Raw genomic sequence first — 22,816 nt, 5'->3', positions numbered from 1 at the left:
AGATTTGGTTTCCGTCCGGCTCAGGTGGCCGCTTCGACCGCCGCCTGCACCTCCGGGGTGGCCGGGTCAAGAACGTCGTCGAAGTCGTGGTGCTTCTGCACGTACTTGACGACGAACGGGCACACCGCGACGACGCGCTTGCCGGCATTGCGGGTGTCGGTCAGTGCGCCGGACACCAGCTCACCGCCGAGGCCCTGGCCGCCGAACTTGTCGTCGACCTCGGTGTGGTGGAAGATGCGTTGATCGCCGGAGTCGACATAGGCGGCAAGGCCGGCATGCTCACCATCGACGGTGATCTCGTAGTGGTGTGCTTCGGGAATGTTGCGGACTTCAGCCATGTCCCCACTATGCCGCAGCCGCACTGGCACGATCTGTCAGATGGCCGTCACCACAACGTCGACCTGGGCGCCGTTGGCCTCGCCGATCTACCGCGCGCTGTGGATCGCGCAGTTCGTCTCCAACCTGGGTACCTGGATGCAGACGGTGGGTGCGCAGTGGATGCTCGTCGACGATCCGCGGGCCCCGGTGCTGGTGCCGTTGGTGCAGACCGCCACCACCCTGCCGGTGATGTTGCTGGCGCTGCCCTCTGGTGTGCTCGCCGACCTGGTCGACCGGCGCCGGCTGCTACTGGCTACTCAGGGAGCGATGGCGGCCGGTGTCGCCGCCCTTGCCACCTTGACCGGCGCGGGTCTGGCGACCCCGACGGTGCTGCTGACCCTGCTGTTCCTGATCGGCTGCGGGCAGGCGTTGACCGCCCCGGCCTGGCAGGCGATCCAACCGGATCTGGTTCCGCGAGAACAGATCCCCGCGGTCGCGGCGCTCGGCAGCATGAGTATGAACGGTGCCCGGGCGATCGGTCCGGCGATCGCCGGTGCACTGGTGTCGCTGTCCGGGCCGACACTGGTGTTTGCGCTCAACGCCATTTCGTTTTTCGGCATCGTCGTGGTTCTGCTGCTCTGGCGCCGCCCGGCCGTTGAACAGCTGTTGCCCGCCGAGCGACCGCTGGCCGCGCTGAGCGCCGGGGGACGGTTCATCCGCCGCTCGCCGATCATCCGCCGGATCCTGCTGCGGGCGGTGTTGTTCATCGCGCCGGGAAGCGCGCTGTGGGGTCTGCTCGCGGTCATCGCCGAGCGTCAACTCGGCCTGACATCGTCCGGGTACGGGCTGCTGCTGGGCGCGTTGGGTGTCGGCGCGGTGCTCGGTGCACTGGTCCTGGGGCGGCTGCAGTCGAGGTTCGGCCTCAACACCTTGCTGATCGTGGCCGCACTCGGATTTGGCGGTGCCACAGCGGTTCTCGCGCTCGTGCACAACTTCGCCGTGGTACTGGCGGCGCTCGTCGTCGGCGGTACGTGCTGGCTATTGGCACTGTCCACGCTCAACGCCTCGATGCAGCTGAGCCTGCCCGCCTGGGTACGGGCCCGCGGCCTGTCGGTGTACCAGTTGACCTTCATGGGCGGGCAGGCCATCGGCTCGCTGGTGTGGGGCCTGGTCGCCGGCGCCACCAGCACCGTGACGGCGCTGTTGATCAGTGCCGCCCTGCTGGTCTTATGCGCGCTGTCAGCCTGGTGGTGGCCGTTGCACGCACGCACCGGCGATCTCGATCTCACGCCTTCGGCGCACTGGCCCGAACCGGCCCTGGTGTTCGAGCCGGCACCCCCGGACGGTCCGGTCCTGGTGCTCACCTCCTACCGGGTGGCACCCCAGCACGAGAGCGAGTTCTTCGCGGCGATGGGCGTGCTCGGCCGGTCGCGGCAACGCACCGGCGCCACGCAATGGCAGCTGTTCCGCAATGTCGAGGCTGAAGCCGTCTTCGTCGAGGCGTTCGTGGTGCGGTCGTGGGACGAGCATCTGCGTCAACACCGCACCCGGCTGACCGGGAACGATCTGCTCATCGAGCAGTCGGTGGAACAGTGGGTCGAGGGCCCGCCGGTGTCGCATCATCTGATCGCGGTGAAGACCCGCTGAACACCCCTGAATACCCCTGAAGACCTATTGACGGGCCGCCGAGCGTCCCCTTGACTGTGATCTATGCCACATTAAGATGGCGGGCGCATCCGAGGAGGTCTGCCCATGACTAGAACACGGTTCGGCTCGCTCGCGGCCGGTGGTCTCAACTGGGACAGCTTGCCGCTGAAGCTCTTTGCCGGGGGAAACGCCAAGTTCTGGAACCCGGCCGATATCGACTTCTCCCGCGACCGGGAGGACTGGGAGGCGCTGACCGAGCGGGAACGCGAGTACGCCACCCGACTGTGCGCGCAGTTCATCGCCGGTGAGGAAGCCGTCACCAACGACATCCAGCCGTTCATGAGCGCCATGCGGGCCGAGGGCCGTCTCGGCGACGAAATGTATCTGACCCAGTTCGCTTTCGAGGAGGCCAAGCACACCCAGGTGTTCCGGATGTGGCTGGACGCCGTCGGGGTGACCCAGGACCTGCACGGCTACTTCGACGAGTTGCCCGCCTACCGGCAGATCTTCTGTGACGAGTTGCCGGAGTCGCTCGAGAAGCTGACGGTCGACCCCTCGCCGGCCGCCCAGGTGCGGGCTTCGGTGGTCTACAACCACGTCGTGGAGGGGATGCTGGCGCTGACCGGCTACTTCGCCTGGCACCGGATCTGCGTGGGGCGCGGCATCCTTCCCGGGATGCAGGAGTTGGTGCGCCGGATCGGTGACGACGAGCGCCGCCACATGGCCTGGGGCACCTTCACCTGCCGCAGGCACGTCGCCGCCGACGACGCCAACTGGGAAGTCTTCGAATCCCGGATGACCGAGCTGATCCCGCTGGCCCTACGTCTCACCGAAGAGGGCTTCGCGCTGTACGCCCCGGACGTTCCGTTCGGTCTGGTCGAGGACGAGTTCATGCAGTACTCCAGCGACAAGGGCATGCGCCGGTTCGGCACCATCAGCAGTGCGCGTGGTCGGCCCGTTTCCGAGATCGACCTTGACTATTCGCCGCTGCAGTTGGAGGACACCTTCGCCGACGAGGACAAGCGGGCCCTGGCGACCGCCTGATCCGTCACCGTCGACGCCGCGACGACGAGCACCGACACCAGCGCAAGAAGCTGCAGCCAGCCGGAGTGCCCGACGTAGCCGTCGACCGAGCGCCACGGGTACTGGCTCAGCGCGGCGCCGGCGAGGATGAGCCCGCCCGCGGCCGCCGACACCGTGATCTTCTCGCGCAGGTCTTCGCGATCACGCAGCAGATGCCGCAGGCCGAGAACGGCGGCGGCCACCCCCAACCCCGCCAGACCGGAGATCGCCGTTCCGACCGCGAGTACCGCTGCGCCGGCGAGCACTGGGGGAACCGGCCACGGCCGGGCCGGGTCGAGTTCGGGATCGCGGCGCCGGGCCGGCCACAACGCCAGCAGTGCCAGCACGGGCAGCAACGCGAGCCCGGCGATCAAGCCGATGCGGTAGGGCGTGTTCGACGGGAAGGTCAGCGTCACGGGTCCGGCGTCCCCGGCCGGGATCACCCAACCCTGCTGCCAGCCGTTGACCTTCACCGGCGTGAGCTCGGTGCCATCGGCGCCTCGCGCCGTCCAACCGGGGTTCACGCTCTCGGGGACCACCAGGACGCGGGCGGTGGCCGACGCCGGCACCTGCACCTCGCGCCGATCCGGTGACCACACCGGAGTGTCCACGGGAGTGGTTGTGGCGGTGGACAATTCGACAGCGGCCGGCGTGTTGAGCACGATCCCGTCGACGACGAAGGCGGCGCCCGGGCTGACCAACAGCTCCTGTTGCCCGGCGGGCAGCGTCACCGGGTCGGTCCGGCAGGGATGGGCCGGGATCGGGTCGCCGTCGAGCAGGGCGCCCACCGTGGTGCGCACCGAGGTCTGGATGAACTGTCCGGCCACACCGATGATCGGGCCCTGTCCGCACGGAAGTGACACTGCCCGTTGGCGATTGGCGGCCGCGTCGGCGGCGGCGATCGGCTTGCCGGCGACGTCGATGGCGGTCAGTTCGGCCAGCCCGGGCGGCTTGAGCTGATCGAATCCCAGTGAGGTCCGGTCGATGATGTCGTTCCACCCCAGCAGGGACACCGTGATCGTGTCCGTCGTCCGCGGCTTGAGCGTCACGGTGGCGGCTTCGCCCTCGGCGGGCAGCTTGTGCATCTGCGGACCGTCACCGAGGTCGATCGCCACCAGGGTCGGATGTGCGGGCGGCTGCGTGGTGCCGGGGTCGATCCGCAGCGCACCCACCTCGGCCGGTGCGGGCAGCTTCAGGGTCAGCGTCGGGGGTGCCTTGAACTGGACCACGCGTTGTGGCGCGGTCCACGACGTCCTCGGATCGCCATCGGTGGCGGCATACGACGAGCCGAGCACATCGATCGGGTCGGCGTCGCCGAAGGCGCGGGTCTTGCCGGGCTGGGCGATCAGATCGGCCAGTTTCGGCCCCTGGCGGGACCGGACCCATACGGTCGGCTGCACCTCCGTGGCACTCGGCACCGACAGGGTGCGGCTCAGGTTGACCGGTTCCTCGGACGCCAGCGCCAACGACGCCGCGCAGCGCACGCCGGCCGGACTGTCGGCGCATCCGGGGCGGCCCAGCAGTTCGGTGCCCAGATCCCATTGCGCCACAACCGCATCCGCCGGTGGTGGCGGAACCTCGACGGTGTGCCGCAACGTGATGGGGTGAGCGAAGCCCGACGCGTCGTACTGGGTGACCGCCAGGTCGGTGATACCGAACTGCACGCCTGCCGACCCGTCGTCGGTGGCGACCGCGGTGACCCGTACCCACGGTGTCTCACCGACGGGCAGCGGCACCGTCAGCGGTTGTCCGGCGGTGTCGAACCGCAGGCTGCTGGTACCCGTTGCGGTGGCCACCTCGATCCGGCGCACCTGGGCGCCGACCGCGGTGGCACTGGGAGTGATGGTCAACGTGGCGTTGGTGACCGGATGGTCGAAATCGACCTGCAGCCACTGACCCACGGCGGCCTGCAGCGCATTGGACACCCACGCGGTCGAGCTGTCGCTGTCGACGGCCGCGGCGGGGCCGGTGGCCGGTGCGACGTTGGGGAGCGCGGTGGAATCGGCCGCCGAACTCGACACCGAGACCCGTCCGCCGTTCCACTTGCCGTACACCACGGCGGCACCGTCGGCCGGGTAGTCCGGCACCCGGTTGTGGGTGTGGCGGGCATCGTCGGGCGTGTGGATCGCCGAGGCATGGTCGTCGACGCGGCCGTAGTCGATCTCGCGGGCGGTCGGGGTGTCGGTGACGATGACGCCGCCGGTCTTGTCCAGCTGCACCGGTAGGCCAGCGCGTTCGGCGTCTCCGGCCAACAGCATCGGCCCCAGTGGGGGCCGGCCGGTCAGGCGACGTCGCTCGTCCAAGCGGAGCAGGGCCTCGGGAGCACCGGCCACCCGGGTCATGGCGTCGGCATCGACCAGATAGGGCGCGCTCGGGTTGGTCTGACCGGTGTCGACGCGGTAGATCTCGACGGCAGGGTAGCGCGGACGCAGACCGCTGTCGGCGACGAAACCCTCCAGGGTTCCCGGCCCCACTGGCGCACCGAACTCGGCCATTTTGACGATCCCGCGTGATCCTTCCAGTGCCCGGTGCACCAGGACCGGACGTGCCGATCGGGACACGTCCGGATCCAGGTCGTTTCGCACCACCACGTAGGAAATGCCTTGGCGGGCAAGGGTATCGGCCAGTCCGTCGGACGGTCGGCCGGCGGCGAACAACCGCTGCACCGAATCCAGGGCGCGGATCGTCTCCGGCGGTGTCAACGGGATGGAGTCGCGTACACCCCACGGGCTCGAGCCGAGCACCTGCAGGGGTTCGTCGTGGCTGTTGCCCCACGTCTGGGTGGCGAACGGAGCGCCGGGGGCGACCAGGACGCGGCCCCGGTCGGTGTTGTGTTCATCGAGCCAGTCGGCCGCATCGTGCCAGTACTGCGGGATCGCGGTGAAGGTTCCGGCCGGTGCGATCCGGCCGGTCCAGGCGATCGAGGTGCCCGCGGCGAGTGCCGACAGCACCACGATGGCCACCGCGATCCGCTTGTCACGTTCGGGTCGGGAGAACGCTCTGAGCCAGACGAGCCGGGGTGCGCTGCCGGGCAACGGGATTCGGCCCAGCAGATGTGCGATGCCCAGGGCCAGCGGCAGCCGCAGTACCGGGTCGAGCTTGGCCAGGTTACGCAGCGGTGTTCCGGTCCCGTCCAGGAAGTCCTGGACCGCCGTCGCCACCGGCGAGCCGAGTCCCCCGGAATAGCCGAGCGCGAGCAGCACCACACCGGTCAGCAGCATGGTGATCAGCCGACCGCGGGCGGGCATCGAGCGCAGTGCGAGCCCGGCCAGGCCCGCCGCGGCCACCAGCGTGGTAGCCAGCACCGCGACCGTACTCGTCACCATCGAGGCGGCGGCGGTGGCGGTGGGCGCCACGAACGGGGTCCAGCTGTGGGTGCCGCGCAGCATCTCGGTCAGCGACATCCACTGGGTGGTGACGCCCGAGGATTCGATGAAGTCCAAGAACGGCGGGCTGATCCGGCCCAACAGCACCAGGGCCACCACCCACCAGGTGACGGCCAGCGCCCCGCACAACGCCCACCACGCGGTGAACCGCCACCACAACCGGTTCGGCCGGTGACAGGCCCACCAGATGATCGCGGCCAGGCATCCCGTCAAGGTGGCCACCGCGTTGACCGCACCCATCAGCGCAACGGCGCCTGCCGACCGGGCGGCCATCAGCCGCAGGTTCCGGTCGCCCCGCAGCGCCAGGATGACCGGCAACAACACCCACGGCGCCAGCATCATCGGCAGCGTCTCCGAGGAGATCGCGCCCAAGGTGGTCAGCACGCGCGGTGACAGGGTGAAGGCCAGCGCGCCGAGAACCCGGGAACTCCTACTGCCGATGCCCAGGGCCTCGGCGACCCGAATTACACCCCAGAAGCCGAGAGTGAGCAGCAGCGCCCACCACAACCGCTGCGTCACCCAACCGGGAATGCCGAGCAGATCACCGGCCAGGAAGAAGGCGCCGTGTGGGAAGAGGTAGCCGTAGGCCTGGTTCTGCGCCTGCCCGAACGGCAGATCGCTGTTCCACAGGTTGAACGCCCGGGCCAAAAACCGCAGCGGATTCGCGGTCAGGTCGAGCTTGGTGTCGGGTGAGATCTCTCCGGGTGACTGGGCGAAAGTCAGGAGCAGTGTCGCAGCGGCGACCACCCACAGCCAGCGCCGCGGCAGGGGCACATCCGAGCCTCGCCGCGGCAGCGGCACATCCAAGCTAAGACCGGTCGCCGTACTCGACCCGGTTGAGCACCGATGACGCCGGGTCGCCCGCTTGCAGCGGAGGCTTCGTGTCCTGCTGCACCATCAGCGTCACACCGAAAACGGCGGCCGCCCCCAACAGCAGGCCGACGACAATGCTGGCCGCGGAGGGTACGACGAACCGATTCACCCGGCCAACCTAGCACGACAACGCCACCGTTCCGGGTGAGGAGCAGCGGGACCGACACGCAGAGAATCGATAACGGCTTGTTCACCGGCTAAGGTCGGGGCCCATGGCTTCACCGCGTCTCGTCGCAACCTTCGTCGCGTTGTCCGGACTGCTGCTGGCCTGCTCGCCGAGCAACCCGTCGTCGGCACCGTCTTCCCCCGAGCACAAGCCGATGTCCACCAACGCGCCGCTGCCCGCGGCCCCGGTATGTGATCTCGCAGACCTGTCGCCCCGCGACAAACTCGCCCAATTGCTGACCGTCGGGGTCACCGACGGGAACGACGCCCGTGCGGTGGTCGCCGACCAGCACGTCGGCGGCATCATGATCGGCAGCTGGACCGACCTGTCGATGCTGTCCGATGGCACGGTGGCCGACATCGCCGGGGCCGGTCCACTGCCGGTCGCGATCACTGTGGACGAGGAAGGTGGCCGGGTGTCGCGGTTGTCCTCGTTGATCGGTGAGCAGCCGTCGGCCCGGGTGCTGGCCCAGACCCACACCGTCGACGAGGTGTACGGCATCGCGCTGGAGCGTGGCAAGAAGATGCGCGGGCTGGGCATCACGGTCGACTTCGCGCCCGTCGTCGACGTCTCCGACGCCCCGGACGACACCGTCATCGGCGACCGGTCCTTCTCCGCCGACCCGGCCAAGGTCACCGAATATGCCGGTGCCTACGCCCGCGGTCTGCGCGAGGCCGGGGTGCTCCCGGTGCTCAAGCACTTCCCCGGCCACGGTCACGGCTCGGGTGATTCGCATACCGGCTCGGTGACCACGCCGCCGCTGGCCGATCTGCAGAACAACGACCTGATCCCGTACCGCACCCTGACCACCGAGGCGCCGGTCGCGGTGATGGTCGGCCACGTCGAGGTGCCCGGTCTGACCGGCACCGACCCGGCCAGCCTCAGCCCGGCGGCCTATCAGCTGCTGCGCTCGGGTGGCTACGGCGGTCCGGGGTTCAACGGCCTGGTCTACACCGACGACCTGTCGAGCATGGCGGCGATCAACCAGCGTTACGGCGTGGCCGACGCGGTGCTGCGGGCCCTGCAGGCCGGCGCGGACAACGCGCTGTGGATCACCACGGATGAGGTGCCCGCGGTGCTCGATGGCCTGGAGAAAGCACTCGCCGACGGTCAACTGAGCCAGGCCACCGTGGACGCCGCGTTGCAGCGCAATGCCGCGGCCAAGGGTGGCGTCCGCTGCTGAGAGTCCGCGGGCTCCGGCGACGCTTATCCTGTTCGGATGGCAGGTGGAACGAAGCGGCTGCCGAGGGCCGTACGCGAACAGCAGATGCTCGATGCTGCGGTACAGATTTTCTCGGTCAACGGCTACCACGAGACGTCGATGGACGCCATCGCCGCCGAGGCCGAGATCTCCAAGCCGATGCTGTACCTCTACTACGGCTCCAAAGAAGAGTTGTTCGGGGCCTGCCTGAACCGTGAGCTGGCCCGGTTCGTGGACACCGTGCGCGGTCAGATCGACTTCAGCCAGAGCCCGAAGGATCTGCTTCGGACGGCGGTGCTGGCGTTTCTGACCTACATCGACAGCAACCGGGCCTCGTGGATGGTGCTCTACACCCAGGCCACCAGCTCGCAGGCGTTCGCGCACACGGTCCGGGAAGGCCGTGAGCGGATCATCGACCTGGTCGCCCGGCTGTTGAGCACCGGCACCCGCAATCCGTCGCCGGACAGTGATTTCGAGATGATGGCCGTGGCGCTGGTGGGCGCCGGCGAGGCGATCGCCAGCCGGGTGAGCACCGGAGATGCCGACGTCGACGAGTCCGCCGAGCTGATGATCAACCTGTTCTGGCGCGGTCTGAAAGGCACGCCGTCGGACGCGGGCACACAGTCGGTGAGCGCCGGCTGAGCTTTTGGTCGCGGCAGCCCGCACGGAAATTGCTGTCCGGGTGACCCCGGTGCGGGCCATACGCTTGGAGCATGGGTTCTGAGCTCAAGGTTGCTCCCGGACAGTTGCGGGCCGCTGCCGGAACCGAGTCCGCCGTGGGTGCGGCCGTTTCCGGCCTGGATGTCGGTCAGCCGTTGAGCGCAGCGGCCGCGGCGATGCCGGGCCTGCAGAGCGGTGCCGCATGCGGCCAGGTCGCCCCGATCGTCGACGGTGCGGCAAAGACGGTCGGCAGCGAGGTCAGTGCGCACGCCGGCAAGCTGACCTCCGCGGCAGACGCCTACCAGCGCACCGACGACGAGTCCGCGCGTCGACTGAACTCGATCAAGCCGACCGGCTGACATGCCCGCGTCGATCTCTCAGGTGGAAGCGTCCAACCCTGAGGCACTCGTGCAGAGCGGCGCCGACATCGGCAACCGCGCATCGGTGCTGTCGGCCCAGATGGATCAGCAGCGAGCGATGATCGACACCCTGCGGTCGGGCTGGACAGGTACCTCGGCGGACGCCGCCATCGCAAGCGCGACAGCGTCATTGGAACGCATGCAACGCCTCCATGACAGCCTGACCGCGTTGCAGACCGCCCTGCAGTCAGGTGGCGCCGAGTTGGTGCAGCAACGCAACGCCATTCTCGGCAGCGTCGAACAGCTTCGAGGACAGGGCTGGCAGGTCGCCGACGACGGCACGGTCTCGATCCGTCCCGGCAGCGCGCTGGACTTCTTCTCGCGGTTGAGTCCGGTGAACCGGATGCTGCTGCAGGCGATGGCCGCCCGGGCGTCGGCGCAACTCAAGACGATGCTGGCGCAGTTCGAGACCACCGACACCAAAGTGGGACAACAGGTTCGCGATGCCGCGGCCTCGCTCAGCGCGCCGGACCCCAAGCAGGCACCCGATCCGAACAGCCCCAAGGCATTGGTGGACCGGCTGGCCGGGATGACGCCCGACGAGCGGGCCGCGTTCCTGGCGGGGCTGAGTCCGGAAACCCTGCACGAGATGGTGCTGGCCGACCCGCAGGTGATGGGCAACACCGACGGGGTGCCGTTCGATACCAGGATCGAAGCCAACAACATCAACATCCGCAACGCGCTCGCCGAGGAGAAGGCCAAGGAACATCCTGACGAGGCCCGCGTCAAGCAACTTGAGGCGATGCTGACCCCGATCAAGGATCCCAACGGCAGCGGCAATCTGGTGCCGCGCAAGTTCGTGGCCTTCTCCACCGAGGGCAACGGACGGATGATCGAGATGATCGGTGACATCAAGCCCGGCATCAAGGGCGTGGGCGTCGTCGTTCCCGGTACCAACACCAACCTCAACGGCAGTGGTTCGAACCACGCGTCGGCCATGGAACTGGCCAAGCAGTCCGGGTCGCCGGTCTTCCTGTTCCTCGGCGACGATTTCCCCCAGGGCCTGGACAAGGCTGCCGACCCGTCCTATGCCGCGTCGATGGCCCCGAAACTGGTGTCGTTCGGACACGAGATCGACCGCGCGGTGGGCGAGCGCGCACCGGGCACGCCGGTCACCTATATCGGCCATTCCTATGGTGGTGCCATCGTCGGCACTGCCGAGCAGATGGGTCTGCGCGCCGACCGGATTCTGCATGCGTCGTCGGCCGGCACCGGGATCCTCACCGGCGAGTACACCAATCCGAACCCCGACGTGCAGCGTTATTCGATGACCGCGCCGGGTGATCCGATTGCCGTGGTGCAGTCGTTGCCCCGCGATGTGTCCCTGTCGAACATCCCGGGGGTGGATCAGATCCCGGGTATCCCGCACAACGTCGACGGACGCATCGGCAACCCGTTGGGTGGGCTGCCCTCGGCGACCGATCCCGACAACATTCCCGGCGTCACCCGGCTCGACACCGGGTACTACGGGCCGGAAGGGGCCCACCCCAACCAGGTGATCGTGGGTACGGATGCGCACGGAAAGTATTGGGACGACTATGATTCCGATGCGTTCCGGAACATGGTGGCGGTGATCAACGGCGGCGAGGCCACGGCTTACGTCGAGCGCGGGATCCAGACCAACTACGTCGACATCGATGTCGGCGACGACGGGAACTTCGGGGCCGAGGCCGCCGACCAGGGGCGTGCGGCCGGTGGGCCGAAGATCCCCAACCTGCCGTGGGATGACAACGGATCCTACGATCGACGGCAACATCCGTGGGATAATCCGGTGGTGACGGACAATCCCGGCCGCGGACCTCGAGTGCAGGTCAAATGAAGCTCGCCACAACAGTTTTCGTGACCATGCTGGTGCTCGCCACCAGCTCCTGCGGGCTCTTCCGTAAAGACAATCCCGGTATCGAAGGGGAGGCGACGATGCAGCCCACCACCTTGACCGTGACCGAGGCCGCCCGGGTGGCAGCCGGTTATGTCTCGGCGATCGTCGACAAGCCGGTCAGTCCCGATCCGGCGTACGCCCGGAAGATCGGCTGCCGCACCGATGACGCGTTGATGTCGGTCGGTCCGCCGTGGAAGGTGCAGGTCTCCGAGTGGACCGTCGACCCGGCGCCGGCAGCGGTCGAGGCGGCGCTCACCCGCATCGATGCCCTGCGCGATCAGGGATTCCAACCGGTCCCGTGGACCCGGCCGGATCCCGAGCCGGAGAACTACAAGGTCTACCAGGATGGCCGCGGTTACGTGGTCTCGGTCAAGGCCGAAACGACGGCGGGCGGCGTGTACGGACTCGATGTGCATGCCACCTCACCATGCGCGGAAGAGGATTAGACCGCCGTCCCCTCCACCACGCTGAACGGCGAGGCCGTCGGCACCACGCGGGTCAACCGGAATCCGGCTTGCTGGTAGAGCTTTCGGTATTCATCCTCGTTGCGCTCCCGCGCCGCGATGCCGATCAGCATCTCCATGTCGGTCCACTTGCCGAGGTACTCCCGGTCATGGTCGGGTATCACGCCTTCGACCAGCAGCAGGGTGGTGCCCGGCGCCGCGGCCGCACGCACGTTGCGCAGGAGCGTCAACGCCAAGGCGTCAGGCCAGTCGTGGATGATGTTCTTCATCAGGTAGGCGTCGGCGCCATCGGGGACGCTGTCGAAGAACGAGCCCGCGACGATGCGGACCCGGTCGGTCACCCCGTACCGGTCCAGCAGCTCCGGCGCCCCCTCGACCACCTGAGGCAGGTCATAGAGCACTCCGCGGGCGGCCGGGGTGGCTTCGAGGACAGCCGCCAGCAGGCGGCCGTGGCCACCGCCGACATCGGCGATCGTGGAAAAGCGGGAGAAGTCGTAGGCCGCCACCACCGGCGCGATCGCCAATTCGGAGATGCTGGTCATGGCGTCGTTGAAGATCGCCCCGAGTTCGGGGTCGGAGCCGATGTAGTCGAACGTCTCCATGCCGCGCAGCTTGGGGACGACGGCCTCACCGGTGCGGACCGCGTCGGCCAGATGGCTCCAGTGCTCGCGGTGCTGCGGTGAGCCGACGAATTTCGCCATCCCAGCGATCGAGACCGGGGCGTCTTTGCGCAAGGTGTCGCCCAGCGCGTTGAGCGCATAACGACCGTCTCGGGTGCGACGGAAGATGCCCTCGCCCACCAGGGCCCGCATCAACCGGTCCAGGGCGTCCGGGTCGGCCTGGACCCGGGCGGCCAACTCTGCGGGGCGCAGCGGCCCGTCGGCCAGCGCGTCAGCCACCCCCAGCTGTGCGGCGACGGTGATGCCCTGGGCAACCCAGGCACCCAGGATCATCTCGAGCACCGCCGCCGGCGGCGGTACCGCACGTTGATGCAGGCGACGCAGATGATGGCGGATGCGTTCGACGGCGCGCACCAACCGGGCGGGCGGAACCTTCGCAGGAGGCATCGAATGAATGTAGGGCACCGCTGCTGAGGCGTTGGTCACTATTCGGCCACAACGGTGGCGATCAGCAAACCGAACGGGCGTCGGGCCCGTCAGCTCAGCCGCATAAAGTGGGGCCGATGTCCATTGCGAAACGAAGGGCCGGCCATGCCTGACTCCGGCGATCGAGCTGGTGCCGGCGGTGCGCTGGAACAGCTCTATCAGCTCAACTGTGAGCTGGCCGATTCGCGCTCGGCGCGGCTGCTGGTGACCAACAACCTGGCCACCTACCTCACGCTGATGGAACGCCACCTGGATCGCGGGACCAAGCTCACCGAGACCGAGCTGGTGGTGCGGTTGGAACGCGACCTGGCCGATCTCGGCTCCGAAACCGAACAGTCGGGCCTGGCCTTGATCAAGTACTGGGCCAGCCAGGGCTGGTTGCACCGCGTCACCGAGCAGTCCGGGGGCAGTGAACGCAACGTCTGCTACCTGACGTACGAGGCACGGGCCGTGCTCGATTTCGCCCGCCGCATGCGCCGCGAGGACACGATCGCCACCGGCGGCTCGATCACCGGCATCGCGGCCGGGCTGCGCCGGGTCGCCGGGCAGGTCAGCAACGACCCAGAGCGCATCCGAGCCGACATCGAAGCCGAAATCGCCAAGCTGCGTGACGAATTGGAAGCCCTGGAGCAGGGGCAGCGGCCCGAACCCGACCTGGTCGACGTCGAGGACGAGGCCCGTGCCATCGCGTTGCAGATGGAGCAGATCGTCTCCGACATCGGGCAGTACGGCAGCATGCTCAACCGCATCACCACCAGATTGCTGGACGCCTCCGCCGACACCGATCTGGGGTACCGGGAACGCCAGCGCCAACTGTTCGACGACTACGAGTCGTTGTTCGCCTCTCGGGAGAGCGCGTCGTACACCGCGTTCACCCGGATGATCCAAGATCCCGACCAACGGGCCGCGTTGGTGGCCGACATCGAGGCGGTCACCCGGGAACTGCCGCACCTGGATCCGAGCCTGCGTGAAGTGATGACCGGGTTCTTCAGCCTGGTGTCGGCCCAGACGGCCGAGGTGGGCCGCACCCGCCAGCGCTGTGCCCGCCGGATCAAGCGGTTCGTGGCGTCGGGCACCTTGGAACACAGCCGCGGCGTCACCCGCCAGCTCAACGACGCCCTGGCCAGCGCACATGACCTGCTCAGCGTCTCCCTGGCCGACAGCCGCCTCGGTGTCGAGGTTCCGCTGGTCCGGACCGACTTCAACTCCATCGGCGCCGTGGCCTTCAAGATCCGTGACGCCATCCCGCCGTCGCCGGCCGAGCCGTCCGAGGGGGAGGTGAACCTCTCGGCGTTCTCCGCGCTGGCCTCCCAGGTGGATGCCGCCGAGTTGGCCGAGTTGGTCAACGGCGCGGTGGCCGCTGGCCCCGTTTCGTTGCCCGACGCGATCGAACTGCTGGACTCGGCTTACCTGGGGCACGTGATCGTGCTGTGGTCCTGGGCGCTCAAGCAGCACACCTCCGACGGCGCCGAGACCGTCCGGGTGCGGTTCCGGTCGCTGGAAGGCGTGGACCGCGAAATCGAGATTCCCCGGCTGGTCTTCACCGAGCCGATACCAACTGCCAGCGAGAGCATGCTATGACCGACACCCCGGACACCCCCGACACCTCGCCCGTCTCGGATGCGGCGATCGATTTCGATGCCCTGCCGAGCATCGACGCGGTCGAGCGTTCCGCCGAACCGCACCGCGCGCCCCGCTTCGACGGGGATGTCAGCGAGTTACCCGACCGGGCCTGCTGGGCGCTGCAGCACCTGCTGTCGCGTCGCTACGTCAGCAAGGACAATCACTCCGAACTGTGGTCCTGGGTGACGCGATACCGTGCCGAACTCACAGTGCGGCTCTCGGAACTCGATATGCGCCTGTGCATCTCGGACGATCACGACATCGCCTACGTCGAACAGGCGGACTACGAATCACAGTGGCGGCGCCGGCTGCTGCGCCGTGAGACGCTGAACACTTACGACTCGATCCTGGCCCTGCATCTGGCCAAGCTGATGCGGGCCGCGGCGCGCGACGAGAACGTCCTGATCAGCCGCGACGAGATTCACGAGCTGTTCGCCGGGGTCAACAACGACACCGACCGGGACACCGCGTCTTTCGACAAACGGATCGACAATGCGATCGAGCGGCTCACCGACATCGAGATGCTGGCCCGCAACCGGGAAGACGAAGACAGCTTCACCATCAGCCCCGTGGTCAACGCGATCATGACGGCATCGATGATCACCGAACTGCAACAGCAGTTCGAGCAGCTCAAGCGGGCGGCGAACGGCACCAGCACATCTGAACGGCTCGAGGATGAAGTGGACGCACATGGCTGAACCGACCAACCAGTTCTATCTGTCGCGCCTGCAGGTCATCAACTGGGGTGTGTTCGACGGGTACCACTCGATCCCGTTCAGTCCCCAGGGCACCCTGATCACCGGCTCCTCGGGAAGCGGCAAATCGTCACTGCTGGACGCGATTTCGCTGGCATTTCTGCCGTCGCACCGGCGCAACTTCAACGCCTCCGGTGACACCACCGCCGCCGGCTCGGGCACCGGCAAACGCACCGTCGACAAGTATGTCCGGGGAGCGTGGGGTGAGCGGCGCGAGGGCACCAACCGCCAGATCATGTACCTGCGCGGCACGGGCCCGGCGTGGTCGGCAGTGGCCGTCACCTACAGTGATCGCACCGGACGCTCGGTCACCGGGCTCGTGCTCAAATGGCTGGCCGCCGAGAAGACCTCCGATCCGGGAAGCCGTTACTACCTGATCGACGCCGACCGCGACATCTTCGGTCTGTGCAACCGGTGGGCGGCCAACGGCTATGACGCCGCGGTGTTCCGCGACGACGGCTGGACCGGCGGCCGCAGCGAGAGCCAGTACCTCGCGCAGTTGTACTCCAGCATCGGCATCCGGGCCTCGGAAGCCGCCCAGCAGCTGCTGGGTAAGGCGAAATCACTGAAAAGCGTTGGCGGGCTGGAGCAATTCGTCCGGGAGTTCATGCTCGACGAGCCGGTCAGCCTCAGCGGCGTGGAAGAGGCGCTTGAGCAGATCAATCCGCTGGTCGAGGCCCGCGGCCTGCTCGACGTGGCCCGGCGCAAGCGCAACACCCTGGGCAACATCGCTGCGGTGCAGGCGCGGTACGCCGACGAGGCGGCGAAGTTCGGGGTGATCGACACCATCGACAATGCGATGATCCGCGACTACGTCGACCACCTCCGCCTGGCGCAGGCCGGGCCGGAGATCGACAACCTCGACGATCAGATCACCCAACTCGGTGCCCAGCGCGACGAATTCGGTTCGCAGCAACGGCAACTGAAGAACGAACACAACTCGCTGATGGCGCAGATCAACACCATGACGGTGGATCTGGTGCCGTTGCAGCAGCGGCTCACCGAGGCCGAGCGGATCAGCGAAGAGGTGTCGCGGCGGCGCAGCGCCTACGAGGACAAGGTCACCTCGCTGGGGCTGACGCCGCCGGACAACGGCGAGGAATTCTGGTCGCTGCGCGAGACCTTGATGGACGAGGCCGACCGGTTGCACCGGGAGCTGTTCACCGGCAACCAGCCCTACGTCGAGGCCTCGGCCAAGGAGGTGCGGGCGCGGGAAACCCGCGAGAGCGTGGAAGCCGAGCTCGAGCGGGTGCAGCGGCTGGGCTCGCCGCTGCCCAAGACCGAGTACGAGATGCGGGCCCGTATCGCCCGTGCCCTCGACATCTCCGAGCGGGATCTGGTCTACGTCGCCGAGCTGATGGAGCTCAAGCCCGAGGAGACCCGCTGGCGGCTGGCCGTCGAAAAAGTGTTGCGCGGGGCGGGATTGCGCTTGCTGGTCCCCGACGCCTACATGGAACGCGCCCTGCGGTTCGTCAACGAGAACGACATGCGTGGCCGCATCCAGTTGCAGCACGTCCAGCATGGTGCCCAGCTGCGCACCCCCGCGCCGGGCACCCTGGCTACCAAGTTGCAACTGGCCGATCCCACCCATGACAGCGCGGTGGAGGCCCTCAATGTGATCGCCGCCGTCGGGGACTACGTGTGCGTCGACGGGCCCGAGGAGTTCACCCAGCAGGCCCGGGCGGTCACCGACCAGGGGTTGCGGAAGGACAGTGGCCGGCTGTCGATCAAGGACGACCGCTCGCGCCTGCGGCCGTCGGACTACATCTTCCTCGGCGGTACCGCAGCGAAAATCGAAGCGCTGCAAGATGATCTGGCGGCGGCCCAGGACGTCTACCAGACTGCACGCACCGCACGTGAGCGGCTCGACGAGCACCGTGGCCAACTGCAGTCCCGCGAGCGGGCCTGCCGTGCGCTGTGTGACCAGTACATGCAGTGGAGCGACATCGACACCGACTCGGTCGACGAGATGCTCGAGCGGCTGCAAGACGAACACGACCTGCTCGTCTCGGACAACCCCGACGCCGAGCGGCTGCAACTTCGGGCCGACGAGTGCTGGGAACGGGTCGAAAAGGTCATCCAGCAGATTGGCTCGCTCAACGAGCGCGAGACCGCCCTGGACCGCAGGCGGACCGCGCTTCTGGAACTGAGCGAGGCGCTGACCGAACGGCTCGGCTCCAGCGAGCTTCCGCAACACACCCGCGACACCATCGACGGTTACGCCGCCGATATGGCGTTGCCGCTGGAACTGCTCGAATCCGAGCCGTACCGAGCTGAATTGGCCCGGGTCATCGGTCGCGAGCGCGACCGGCTGCGGGCCGACCGCAACCGCTCGCACGATGAGCTGGCCGGCATCATGGCGGCCTACGACAGCTCCTTCCCGGATGCGATCCCCAACGACAGTGACGTGTTCGACGAGCGGGTCCACGACTACGTCGCGTTGTGCCGACGCATCGACGAGCGGGAACTGCCCGACGCCTATGAGCGCATGCAGCGGCTGATCACCGAGCAGGCGCCCGGCGCGATCCTGAACCTGCACATGATCGCCGACAACGAGGCCCGGCGCATCACCGAGCAGATCGCTCGCGTCAACACCGGTCTCGGAGCGGTGGAGTTCAACCGCGGCACCCGGCTGACGTTGCACGCCGGTACCCGCCACCTGGCCGCGGTCGACGAGCTCAACGAGAAGGCCCAACGGATCTCGTCTCGGGTGTCGCTGGTCAGCTTCGGCGACGAGACCGCGATGTTCGATCAGTACACCGACATCCTGCAACTGCGAAAGTTGTTGGCCGGAAGTACACCCGAGGACCGGCAGTGGACCCGCGACGCGCTGGATGTGCGGAACCGGTTCGTGCTGTACTGCGAGGAGCGCGACGCCGAGACCGGTGAGGTGATTCGCACCTACAGCAACTCCGGTGACAACTCCGGTGGTGAGCAGGAAAAGCTCATGGCGTTCTGTCTGGCCGGGGCACTGAGCTTCAACCTGGCCAGCCCGGACAGCAACGACACCCGGCCGCTGTTCGCCCAGCTCATGTTGGACGAGGCGTTCTCCAAGTCGGATCCCCAGTTCGCCCAGCAGGCGCTCTCGGCGTTCCGTAAGTTCGGGTTCCAGCTGGTGATCGTGTCGACCGTGCAGAACAGCACGACCATCCAGCCCTACATCGACAACGTGGTGATGGTGTCCAAGTCAGATGCGTCGGCGCCCAATGCCCGGCCGGTCGCGTCGGTCACGTCAGCGTCGATCTCCGAATTCGTCGATCTGCGGCGCACTTCCGGGGACGCCGTCCCCAGCGCGTGACGTCCCGTCGTCGTCGCGAACAGACGCAAACCCGCACATATTCACGCCAGAAAGCGCAGGTTTGCGTCTGCTCGCGGGGGAAAGTCCAGGCTCAGAGCCCGGCGACCGTCGCGGTCAGGTGCGGGTAGCCCTTCTTCAGGTTGCGCAGGGTCAGCTCCCAGCCGTCGGCGTCGCGCTCGACGTAGAGCCCGGCCTTGGCCGGCAGCACCACCGGCTTGGCGAACCGCACCGAGTACTTCACGGCATCGGGGAGCTGCCCCTCGATGTTCGCCAGAACGGCTGCCGCACTGAACATTCCGTGGGCGATCACCGTGGGGAAGCCGAACAGCTTGGCGGCCACGCCGTTGGTGTGGATCGGGTTGTGGTCCCCGCCGATCGATGCGTACTGCCGGATCTGTCCGGGCGTGATACTCAGAACGGCGTTGGGCGGCGGCAGCTTTGGCTGCTTCTGGGGTTCTGGCTTCGGTTCACCGGACAGGCTGGTCTTCTGCTGGTGCAAAAATGTCGTCACCTGGTGCCAGGCCAGCTCGTTGCCGACCTTGAGCTCGGTGACGATGTCCACCAGCAGGCCCTTGCGGTGTTCCCGCAGGTTCTCTGCATGTACCGCCGCGCTGACGGTATCGGTCACCTTGATCGGTCGGTACTGCGTGATGTGGTTTTCGATGTGCACCGAACCCATTGCGGCGAACGGGAAATCGAATCCGGTCACCAGGGACATCACGGTCGGAAAGGTCAGCGCGAACGGGTAGGTCAGCGGCAGGGTGTCGCCGAACCGCAACCCGGTCACCTGCGCATAGGCGGCGACGTTCGCCGGGTCGATCGGCAGCTGATCGACCGTGACGGTGTGCGCCGGCAGTGTCTCGGTGCGGGGGATGAACGGCAGGGCCCCGACCACGGCGCGCAGCATGTTGTTCACCGGTTCAGGCTCCCAACATGGCCTGGCCGCAGACCCGGATCGTGTTGGCCGTCACCGCGTTCGATGCCGGGCTGGCGAAGTAGGCGATCAACTCGGCCACGTCGACCGGCTGCCCGCCTTGGAACAGCGAGTTCAGCCGGCGACCCACCTCACGGGTGGCCAGCGGGATGGCCTCGGTCATCTTGGTCTCGATGAAGCCCGGCGCCACGGCATTGATCGTGATGTCTTTCTCGGCCAGCACGGGGGCGAGTGCCTCGGTGAGCCCGATCATGCCGGCCTTGGTGGCGGCGTAATTGGTCTGTCCGCGGTTGCCGGCGATGCCCGCCATCGAGGACAGTCCGATCACCCGGCCACCCTCACCCAGGACCCCGGCCTCCACCAGACCCTCGGTGAGCCGTTGCGGGGCAAGCAGGTTCACCGCGATCACGGCGTCCCACCGGCCTTCGTCCATGTTGGCCAGCAGCTTGTCGCGGGTGATGCCGGCATTGTTGACCAGGATGTCGACCTTGCCGCCGTGGTGCTCGGTGACATGTGCGGCAATCGTGTCGACGGCATCATCTGCGGTGACATCCAGCGTCAGCGCGGTCCCGCCGACCTTGTGCGCGACCTTGTGCAGATCATCGGCGGCCTGAGGGACGTCGACCGCGACCACGATCGCGCCGTCGCGGGCGAACACCTCGGCGATCGTCGCACCGATACCGCGGGCCGCGCCGGTCACCACGGCGACCTTGCCGGCCAGGGGCTTGTCCCAGTCGGCCGGCGGCGTGGAGTCGGCCGCACCGACCCGGTACACCTGCCCGTCGACGTAGGCCGACTTGGCCGAGAGGATGAACCGCATGGTGGACTCCAGCCCGGTGGCGGCGGGCTTGGCGTCGGCGGCCAGATAGACCAGCGAGACGGTGGCGCCGCGACGGAGTTCCTTGCCCAGCGAGCGGGTGAAGCCCTCCAGCGCGCGCTGGGCGATCTGGGCGTGCACGCTGCCGGCCTGCTCCGGCGTCGTCCCGATGACGACCACCCGCGCGCACGAACCGAGGTTGCGCAGCACCGGGGTGAAGAACTTGTAGAGCTCCTTCAGGCCGGCGGCGTCGGTGATGCCGGTGGCGTCGAGCACCACGCCGCCGAACGAATCGGCCCAACGGCCGCCGATGTTGTTGGAGACGACGTCGTAGTCCTCGGCCAGGGCGAGGCGCAGCGGCTCGGCCACCCGACCCTCCCCGCCGATCAGCAGCGACCCGGCCAGGGGCGGATCACCGGCGCGATAGCGGCGCAGGGTCTCGGGCTGCGGTACGCCCAGCTGCTTGGCCAGGAACGAGCCCGGCCCGGAGTTGACCACTTGGGAAAACAGGTCGGAAGCCACTTCAGCTGCCTTTCGCTTCGCAGTACTGCGTTGTCCATACCGAACTTACTCCAGAGTAAGAACAGTGGGTAATATGGCCCCGGACAACCCGACAGTGGAGGGCAAACAAATGGCCAACAACACGACCCGGCGACGCGTTGCCGTTTTGGGTGGCAACCGAATTCCATTCGCACGGTCCGACGGCGCCTATGCCAACGCCTCCAACCAGGACATGTTCACCGCCGCCCTGGACGGGCTGATCGAGCGTTTCGATCTGGCCGGTGAACGTCTCGGCGCGGTGATCGGTGGTGCGGTGCTCAAGCACAGCCGCGACTTCAACCTGATGCGTGAATGCGTGCTGGGTAGCTCGTTGTCGCCGTACACCCCGGCCTACGACATCCAGCAGGCCTGCGGCACCGGTCTGCAGGCGGCCACCTCGGCCGCCAACGCCATCGCGCTGGGCCAGTACGAGTCGGCCGCGGCCGGTGGCGTCGACACCGCCTCCGACGCCCCGATCGCATTCGGCAACGACCTGCGTCAGGTGCTGTTGGGCCTGCGCCGGGCCAAGTCCAACCTTGACCGGCTCAAGCTCGTCGGCAAGCTGCCGGCCTCCCTCGGGGTCGAGATCCCGGTCAACAGCGAGCCCCGCACCGGTATGTCGATGGGCGAGCACGCCGCGGTCACCGCCAAGAAGATGGGCATCAAGCGCGTCGACCAGGACGAACTGGCCGCAGCCAGCCACCGCAACATGGCCGCCGCCTACGACAGCGGTTTCTTCGACGATCTCGTCACGCCGTTCCTCGGGCTCTACCGCGACAACAACCTGCGGGCAGATTCCACGCCGGAGAAGCTGGCCAAGCTCAAGCCGGTCTTCGGCGTCAAGGCCGGCGACGCGACCATGACCGCGGGCAACTCGACCCCGCTGACCGACGGCGCCTCGGTGGCCCTGCTGGCCAGTGAGGACTGGGCCTCGGCGCATGGCCACGAGCCGCTGGCCTACTTCGTCGACTCCGAGACCGCCGCCGTGGACTACGTCAACGGACCCGATGGTCTGCTGATGGCGCCGACCTACGCGGTGCCCCGGCTGCTGGCACGCAACGGCCTGACCCTGCAGGACTTCGACTTCTACGAGATCCACGAGGCGTTCGCCTCGGTGGTGCTGGCCACCCTGAGCGCCTGGGAGTCCGACGAGTACTGCAAGGAACGGCTCGGTCTGGACAAGGCGCTGGGCTCCATCGACCGGTCCAAGCTCAACGTCAACGGCTCCTCCCTGGCGGCCGGTCACCCGTTCGCGGCCACCGGTGGCCGGATCGTGGCGCAGTTGGCCAAGCAGTTGGCCGAGAAGAAGAAGCAAACCGGTCAGCCGGTGCGTGGGCTGATCTCGATCTGTGCGGCGGGTGGGCAGGGCGTCGCGGCTGTTTTGGAGGCGTAGCTTGCGGAGCCCGACCATCGATCTGGAGGTGTAGCTACGCCTGACCGCCGCGGGAAAAAACATCCGAAAAGTTTGTTTTGGAGATGTGTAACGGCAGCGGCATAGGGGTCGATACATGGGTAGCTCCGTGTTGCCGTCTGACCCCCCGACCCGACGGCAACACGGGGCACCTAGTTCCAAAAAATTCGCTGAATTTGGCCGTACTTCCCTCTGGTTCGAGGGGTGCCCGAGGCGTACGATCGACCCTACGACGGGTTCGGGAGTGACTGATCCAA

17 protein-coding genes and 1 pseudogene are annotated in these 22,816 nt (G+C 67.6%); 12 read left to right on the top strand and 6 right to left on the bottom strand.

What is annotated here, in order from left to right; genetic code table 11:
- Positions 1–20: 20 nt before the first annotated feature.
- Positions 21–338 carry a GNAT family N-acetyltransferase gene (locus A5699_RS25775; protein ID WP_067775902.1) on the bottom strand — a complete coding sequence of 106 codons (318 nt, stop codon included), beginning with the start codon at positions 336–338 and terminating at the stop codon, positions 21–23.
- 40 nt (positions 339–378) lie between these two features.
- Here A5699_RS25775 and A5699_RS25770 point away from each other — a divergent pair, with 40 nt between their 5' ends.
- The 3 genes from A5699_RS25770 to A5699_RS30360 all read left to right on the top strand — a co-directional run bounded on the left by A5699_RS25770 (position 379) and on the right by A5699_RS30360 (position 4,468).
- Positions 379–1,965: an MFS transporter gene (locus A5699_RS25770; RefSeq protein ID WP_067775899.1), complete on the top strand. Its 1,587-nt coding sequence runs from the start codon at positions 379–381 to the stop codon at positions 1,963–1,965.
- A gap of 105 nt (positions 1,966–2,070) precedes the next feature.
- Positions 2,071–3,009, top strand: a complete 939-nt coding sequence (locus A5699_RS25765) for a R2-like ligand-binding oxidase (protein WP_067775895.1) — start codon at positions 2,071–2,073, stop codon at positions 3,007–3,009.
- Positions 3,010–4,261: 1,252 nt separating this feature from the next.
- A complete protein-coding gene (locus A5699_RS30360; RefSeq protein WP_369806774.1) occupies positions 4,262–4,468 on the top strand; it encodes a hypothetical protein in 207 nt (68 codons plus the stop codon).
- A 703-nt stretch (positions 4,469–5,171) separates the two neighbouring features.
- Here A5699_RS30360 and A5699_RS30355 read toward each other — a convergent pair.
- Both A5699_RS30355 and A5699_RS25755 read right to left on the bottom strand, forming a co-directional pair.
- Positions 5,172–7,160: pseudogene (locus A5699_RS30355) on the bottom strand (DUF3367 domain-containing protein); the annotation flags it as partial.
- 61 nt (positions 7,161–7,221) lie between these two features.
- A complete protein-coding gene (locus A5699_RS25755; RefSeq protein ID WP_003891682.1) occupies positions 7,222–7,395 on the bottom strand; it encodes a DUF2613 domain-containing protein in 174 nt (57 codons plus the stop codon).
- A gap of 103 nt (positions 7,396–7,498) precedes the next feature.
- On the opposite strand from A5699_RS25755, the gene A5699_RS25750 reads away from it, so the two are divergent.
- The 5 genes from A5699_RS25750 to A5699_RS25730 all read left to right on the top strand — a co-directional run bounded on the left by A5699_RS25750 (position 7,499) and on the right by A5699_RS25730 (position 12,057).
- Positions 7,499–8,635, top strand: a complete 1,137-nt coding sequence (locus tag A5699_RS25750) for a glycoside hydrolase family 3 N-terminal domain-containing protein (RefSeq protein ID WP_067775892.1) — start codon at positions 7,499–7,501, stop codon at positions 8,633–8,635.
- 36 nt (positions 8,636–8,671) lie between these two features.
- Positions 8,672–9,295 (top strand): TetR/AcrR family transcriptional regulator, encoded by a 624-nt coding sequence (locus A5699_RS25745; RefSeq protein ID WP_067775889.1) that lies wholly within the window; start codon positions 8,672–8,674, stop codon positions 9,293–9,295.
- Positions 9,296–9,366: 71 nt separating this feature from the next.
- Complete coding sequence (locus A5699_RS25740) at positions 9,367–9,672, top strand: type VII secretion target (RefSeq protein ID WP_067775886.1); 306 nt, start codon at positions 9,367–9,369, stop codon at positions 9,670–9,672.
- 1 nt (position 9,673) lies between these two features.
- The gene (locus A5699_RS25735; RefSeq protein WP_067775883.1) at positions 9,674–11,551 is read left to right on the top strand and encodes an alpha/beta hydrolase; all 1,878 of its coding nucleotides are present in this window, start codon (positions 9,674–9,676) and stop codon (positions 11,549–11,551) included.
- Entirely contained in the window at positions 11,548–12,057 is a 510-nt protein-coding gene (locus tag A5699_RS25730; RefSeq protein WP_067775880.1) for a hypothetical protein, read from the top strand. The genes A5699_RS25735 and A5699_RS25730 overlap by 4 nt, the downstream gene beginning before the upstream one ends.
- Here the strand turns inward: A5699_RS25730 and A5699_RS25725 are convergent.
- Positions 12,054–13,142 carry a methyltransferase gene (locus A5699_RS25725; protein ID WP_067775938.1) on the bottom strand — a complete coding sequence of 363 codons (1,089 nt, stop codon included), beginning with the start codon at positions 13,140–13,142 and terminating at the stop codon, positions 12,054–12,056. The genes A5699_RS25730 and A5699_RS25725 overlap by 4 nt on opposite strands.
- Positions 13,143–13,286: 144 nt before the next feature.
- Between A5699_RS25725 and A5699_RS25720 the strand changes: the two genes are divergently transcribed.
- From A5699_RS25720 to A5699_RS25710, 3 genes are read left to right on the top strand one after another with little or no spacing between them, the layout of a single operon-like run.
- A complete protein-coding gene (locus tag A5699_RS25720; RefSeq protein WP_067775877.1) occupies positions 13,287–14,762 on the top strand; it encodes a DUF3375 domain-containing protein in 1,476 nt (491 codons plus the stop codon).
- Complete coding sequence (locus tag A5699_RS25715) at positions 14,759–15,502, top strand: DUF4194 domain-containing protein (RefSeq protein ID WP_067775874.1); 744 nt, start codon at positions 14,759–14,761, stop codon at positions 15,500–15,502. The genes A5699_RS25720 and A5699_RS25715 overlap by 4 nt, the downstream gene beginning before the upstream one ends.
- Positions 15,495–18,857: an ATP-binding protein gene (locus tag A5699_RS25710; protein ID WP_067775871.1), complete on the top strand. Its 3,363-nt coding sequence runs from the start codon at positions 15,495–15,497 to the stop codon at positions 18,855–18,857. The genes A5699_RS25715 and A5699_RS25710 overlap by 8 nt, the downstream gene beginning before the upstream one ends.
- Before the next feature lie 91 nt (positions 18,858–18,948).
- Here A5699_RS25710 and A5699_RS25705 read toward each other — a convergent pair whose 3' ends face one another.
- Together A5699_RS25705 and A5699_RS25700 are read right to left on the bottom strand one after the other, a co-directional pair.
- Positions 18,949–19,764, bottom strand: coding sequence for a MaoC/PaaZ C-terminal domain-containing protein (locus tag A5699_RS25705; RefSeq protein WP_067775935.1), 816 nt, complete (start codon positions 19,762–19,764; stop codon positions 18,949–18,951).
- Between the two features lie 13 nt (positions 19,765–19,777).
- Positions 19,778–21,130, bottom strand: a complete 1,353-nt coding sequence (locus A5699_RS25700; protein ID WP_067775868.1) for a 3-oxoacyl-ACP reductase — start codon at positions 21,128–21,130, stop codon at positions 19,778–19,780.
- Positions 21,131–21,239: 109 nt separating this feature from the next.
- Here A5699_RS25700 and A5699_RS25695 point away from each other — a divergent pair, with 109 nt between their 5' ends.
- A complete protein-coding gene (locus A5699_RS25695) occupies positions 21,240–22,541 on the top strand; it encodes an acetyl-CoA C-acetyltransferase (RefSeq protein ID WP_067775932.1) in 1,302 nt (433 codons plus the stop codon).
- Positions 22,542–22,816: the final 275 nt, after the last annotated feature.

The organism is Mycobacterium sp. E802 (genome assembly GCF_001666875.1).
Lineage (GTDB): Bacteria > Actinomycetota > Actinomycetes > Mycobacteriales > Mycobacteriaceae > Mycobacterium.
This window is presented reverse-complemented; position numbering and strand designations above follow the sequence as displayed.

What these genes read in the sequence shown, in the direction of transcription:
- A5699_RS25775 (WP_067775902.1), bottom strand. Translation starts at nt 338, where the DNA reads ATGGCTGAAGTCCGCAACATTCCCGAAGCACACCACTACGAGATCACC.
- A5699_RS25770 (WP_067775899.1), top strand. Translation starts at nt 379, where the DNA reads ATGGCCGTCACCACAACGTCGACCTGGGCGCCGTTGGCCTCGCCGATC.
- A5699_RS25765 (WP_067775895.1), top strand. Translation starts at nt 2,071, where the DNA reads ATGACTAGAACACGGTTCGGCTCGCTCGCGGCCGGTGGTCTCAACTGG.
- A5699_RS25750 (WP_067775892.1), top strand. Translation starts at nt 7,499, where the DNA reads ATGGCTTCACCGCGTCTCGTCGCAACCTTCGTCGCGTTGTCCGGACTG.
- A5699_RS25745 (WP_067775889.1), top strand. Translation starts at nt 8,672, where the DNA reads ATGGCAGGTGGAACGAAGCGGCTGCCGAGGGCCGTACGCGAACAGCAG.
- A5699_RS25740 (WP_067775886.1), top strand. Translation starts at nt 9,367, where the DNA reads ATGGGTTCTGAGCTCAAGGTTGCTCCCGGACAGTTGCGGGCCGCTGCC.
- A5699_RS25735 (WP_067775883.1), top strand. Translation starts at nt 9,674, where the DNA reads ATGCCCGCGTCGATCTCTCAGGTGGAAGCGTCCAACCCTGAGGCACTC.
- A5699_RS25730 (WP_067775880.1), top strand. Translation starts at nt 11,548, where the DNA reads ATGAAGCTCGCCACAACAGTTTTCGTGACCATGCTGGTGCTCGCCACC.
- A5699_RS25725 (WP_067775938.1), bottom strand. Translation starts at nt 13,142, where the DNA reads ATGCCTCCTGCGAAGGTTCCGCCCGCCCGGTTGGTGCGCGCCGTCGAA.
- A5699_RS25720 (WP_067775877.1), top strand. Translation starts at nt 13,287, where the DNA reads ATGCCTGACTCCGGCGATCGAGCTGGTGCCGGCGGTGCGCTGGAACAG.
- A5699_RS25715 (WP_067775874.1), top strand. Translation starts at nt 14,759, where the DNA reads ATGACCGACACCCCGGACACCCCCGACACCTCGCCCGTCTCGGATGCG.
- A5699_RS25710 (WP_067775871.1), top strand. Translation starts at nt 15,495, where the DNA reads ATGGCTGAACCGACCAACCAGTTCTATCTGTCGCGCCTGCAGGTCATC.
- A5699_RS25705 (WP_067775935.1), bottom strand. Translation starts at nt 19,764, where the DNA reads ATGCTGCGCGCCGTGGTCGGGGCCCTGCCGTTCATCCCCCGCACCGAG.
- A5699_RS25695 (WP_067775932.1), top strand. Translation starts at nt 21,240, where the DNA reads ATGGCCAACAACACGACCCGGCGACGCGTTGCCGTTTTGGGTGGCAAC.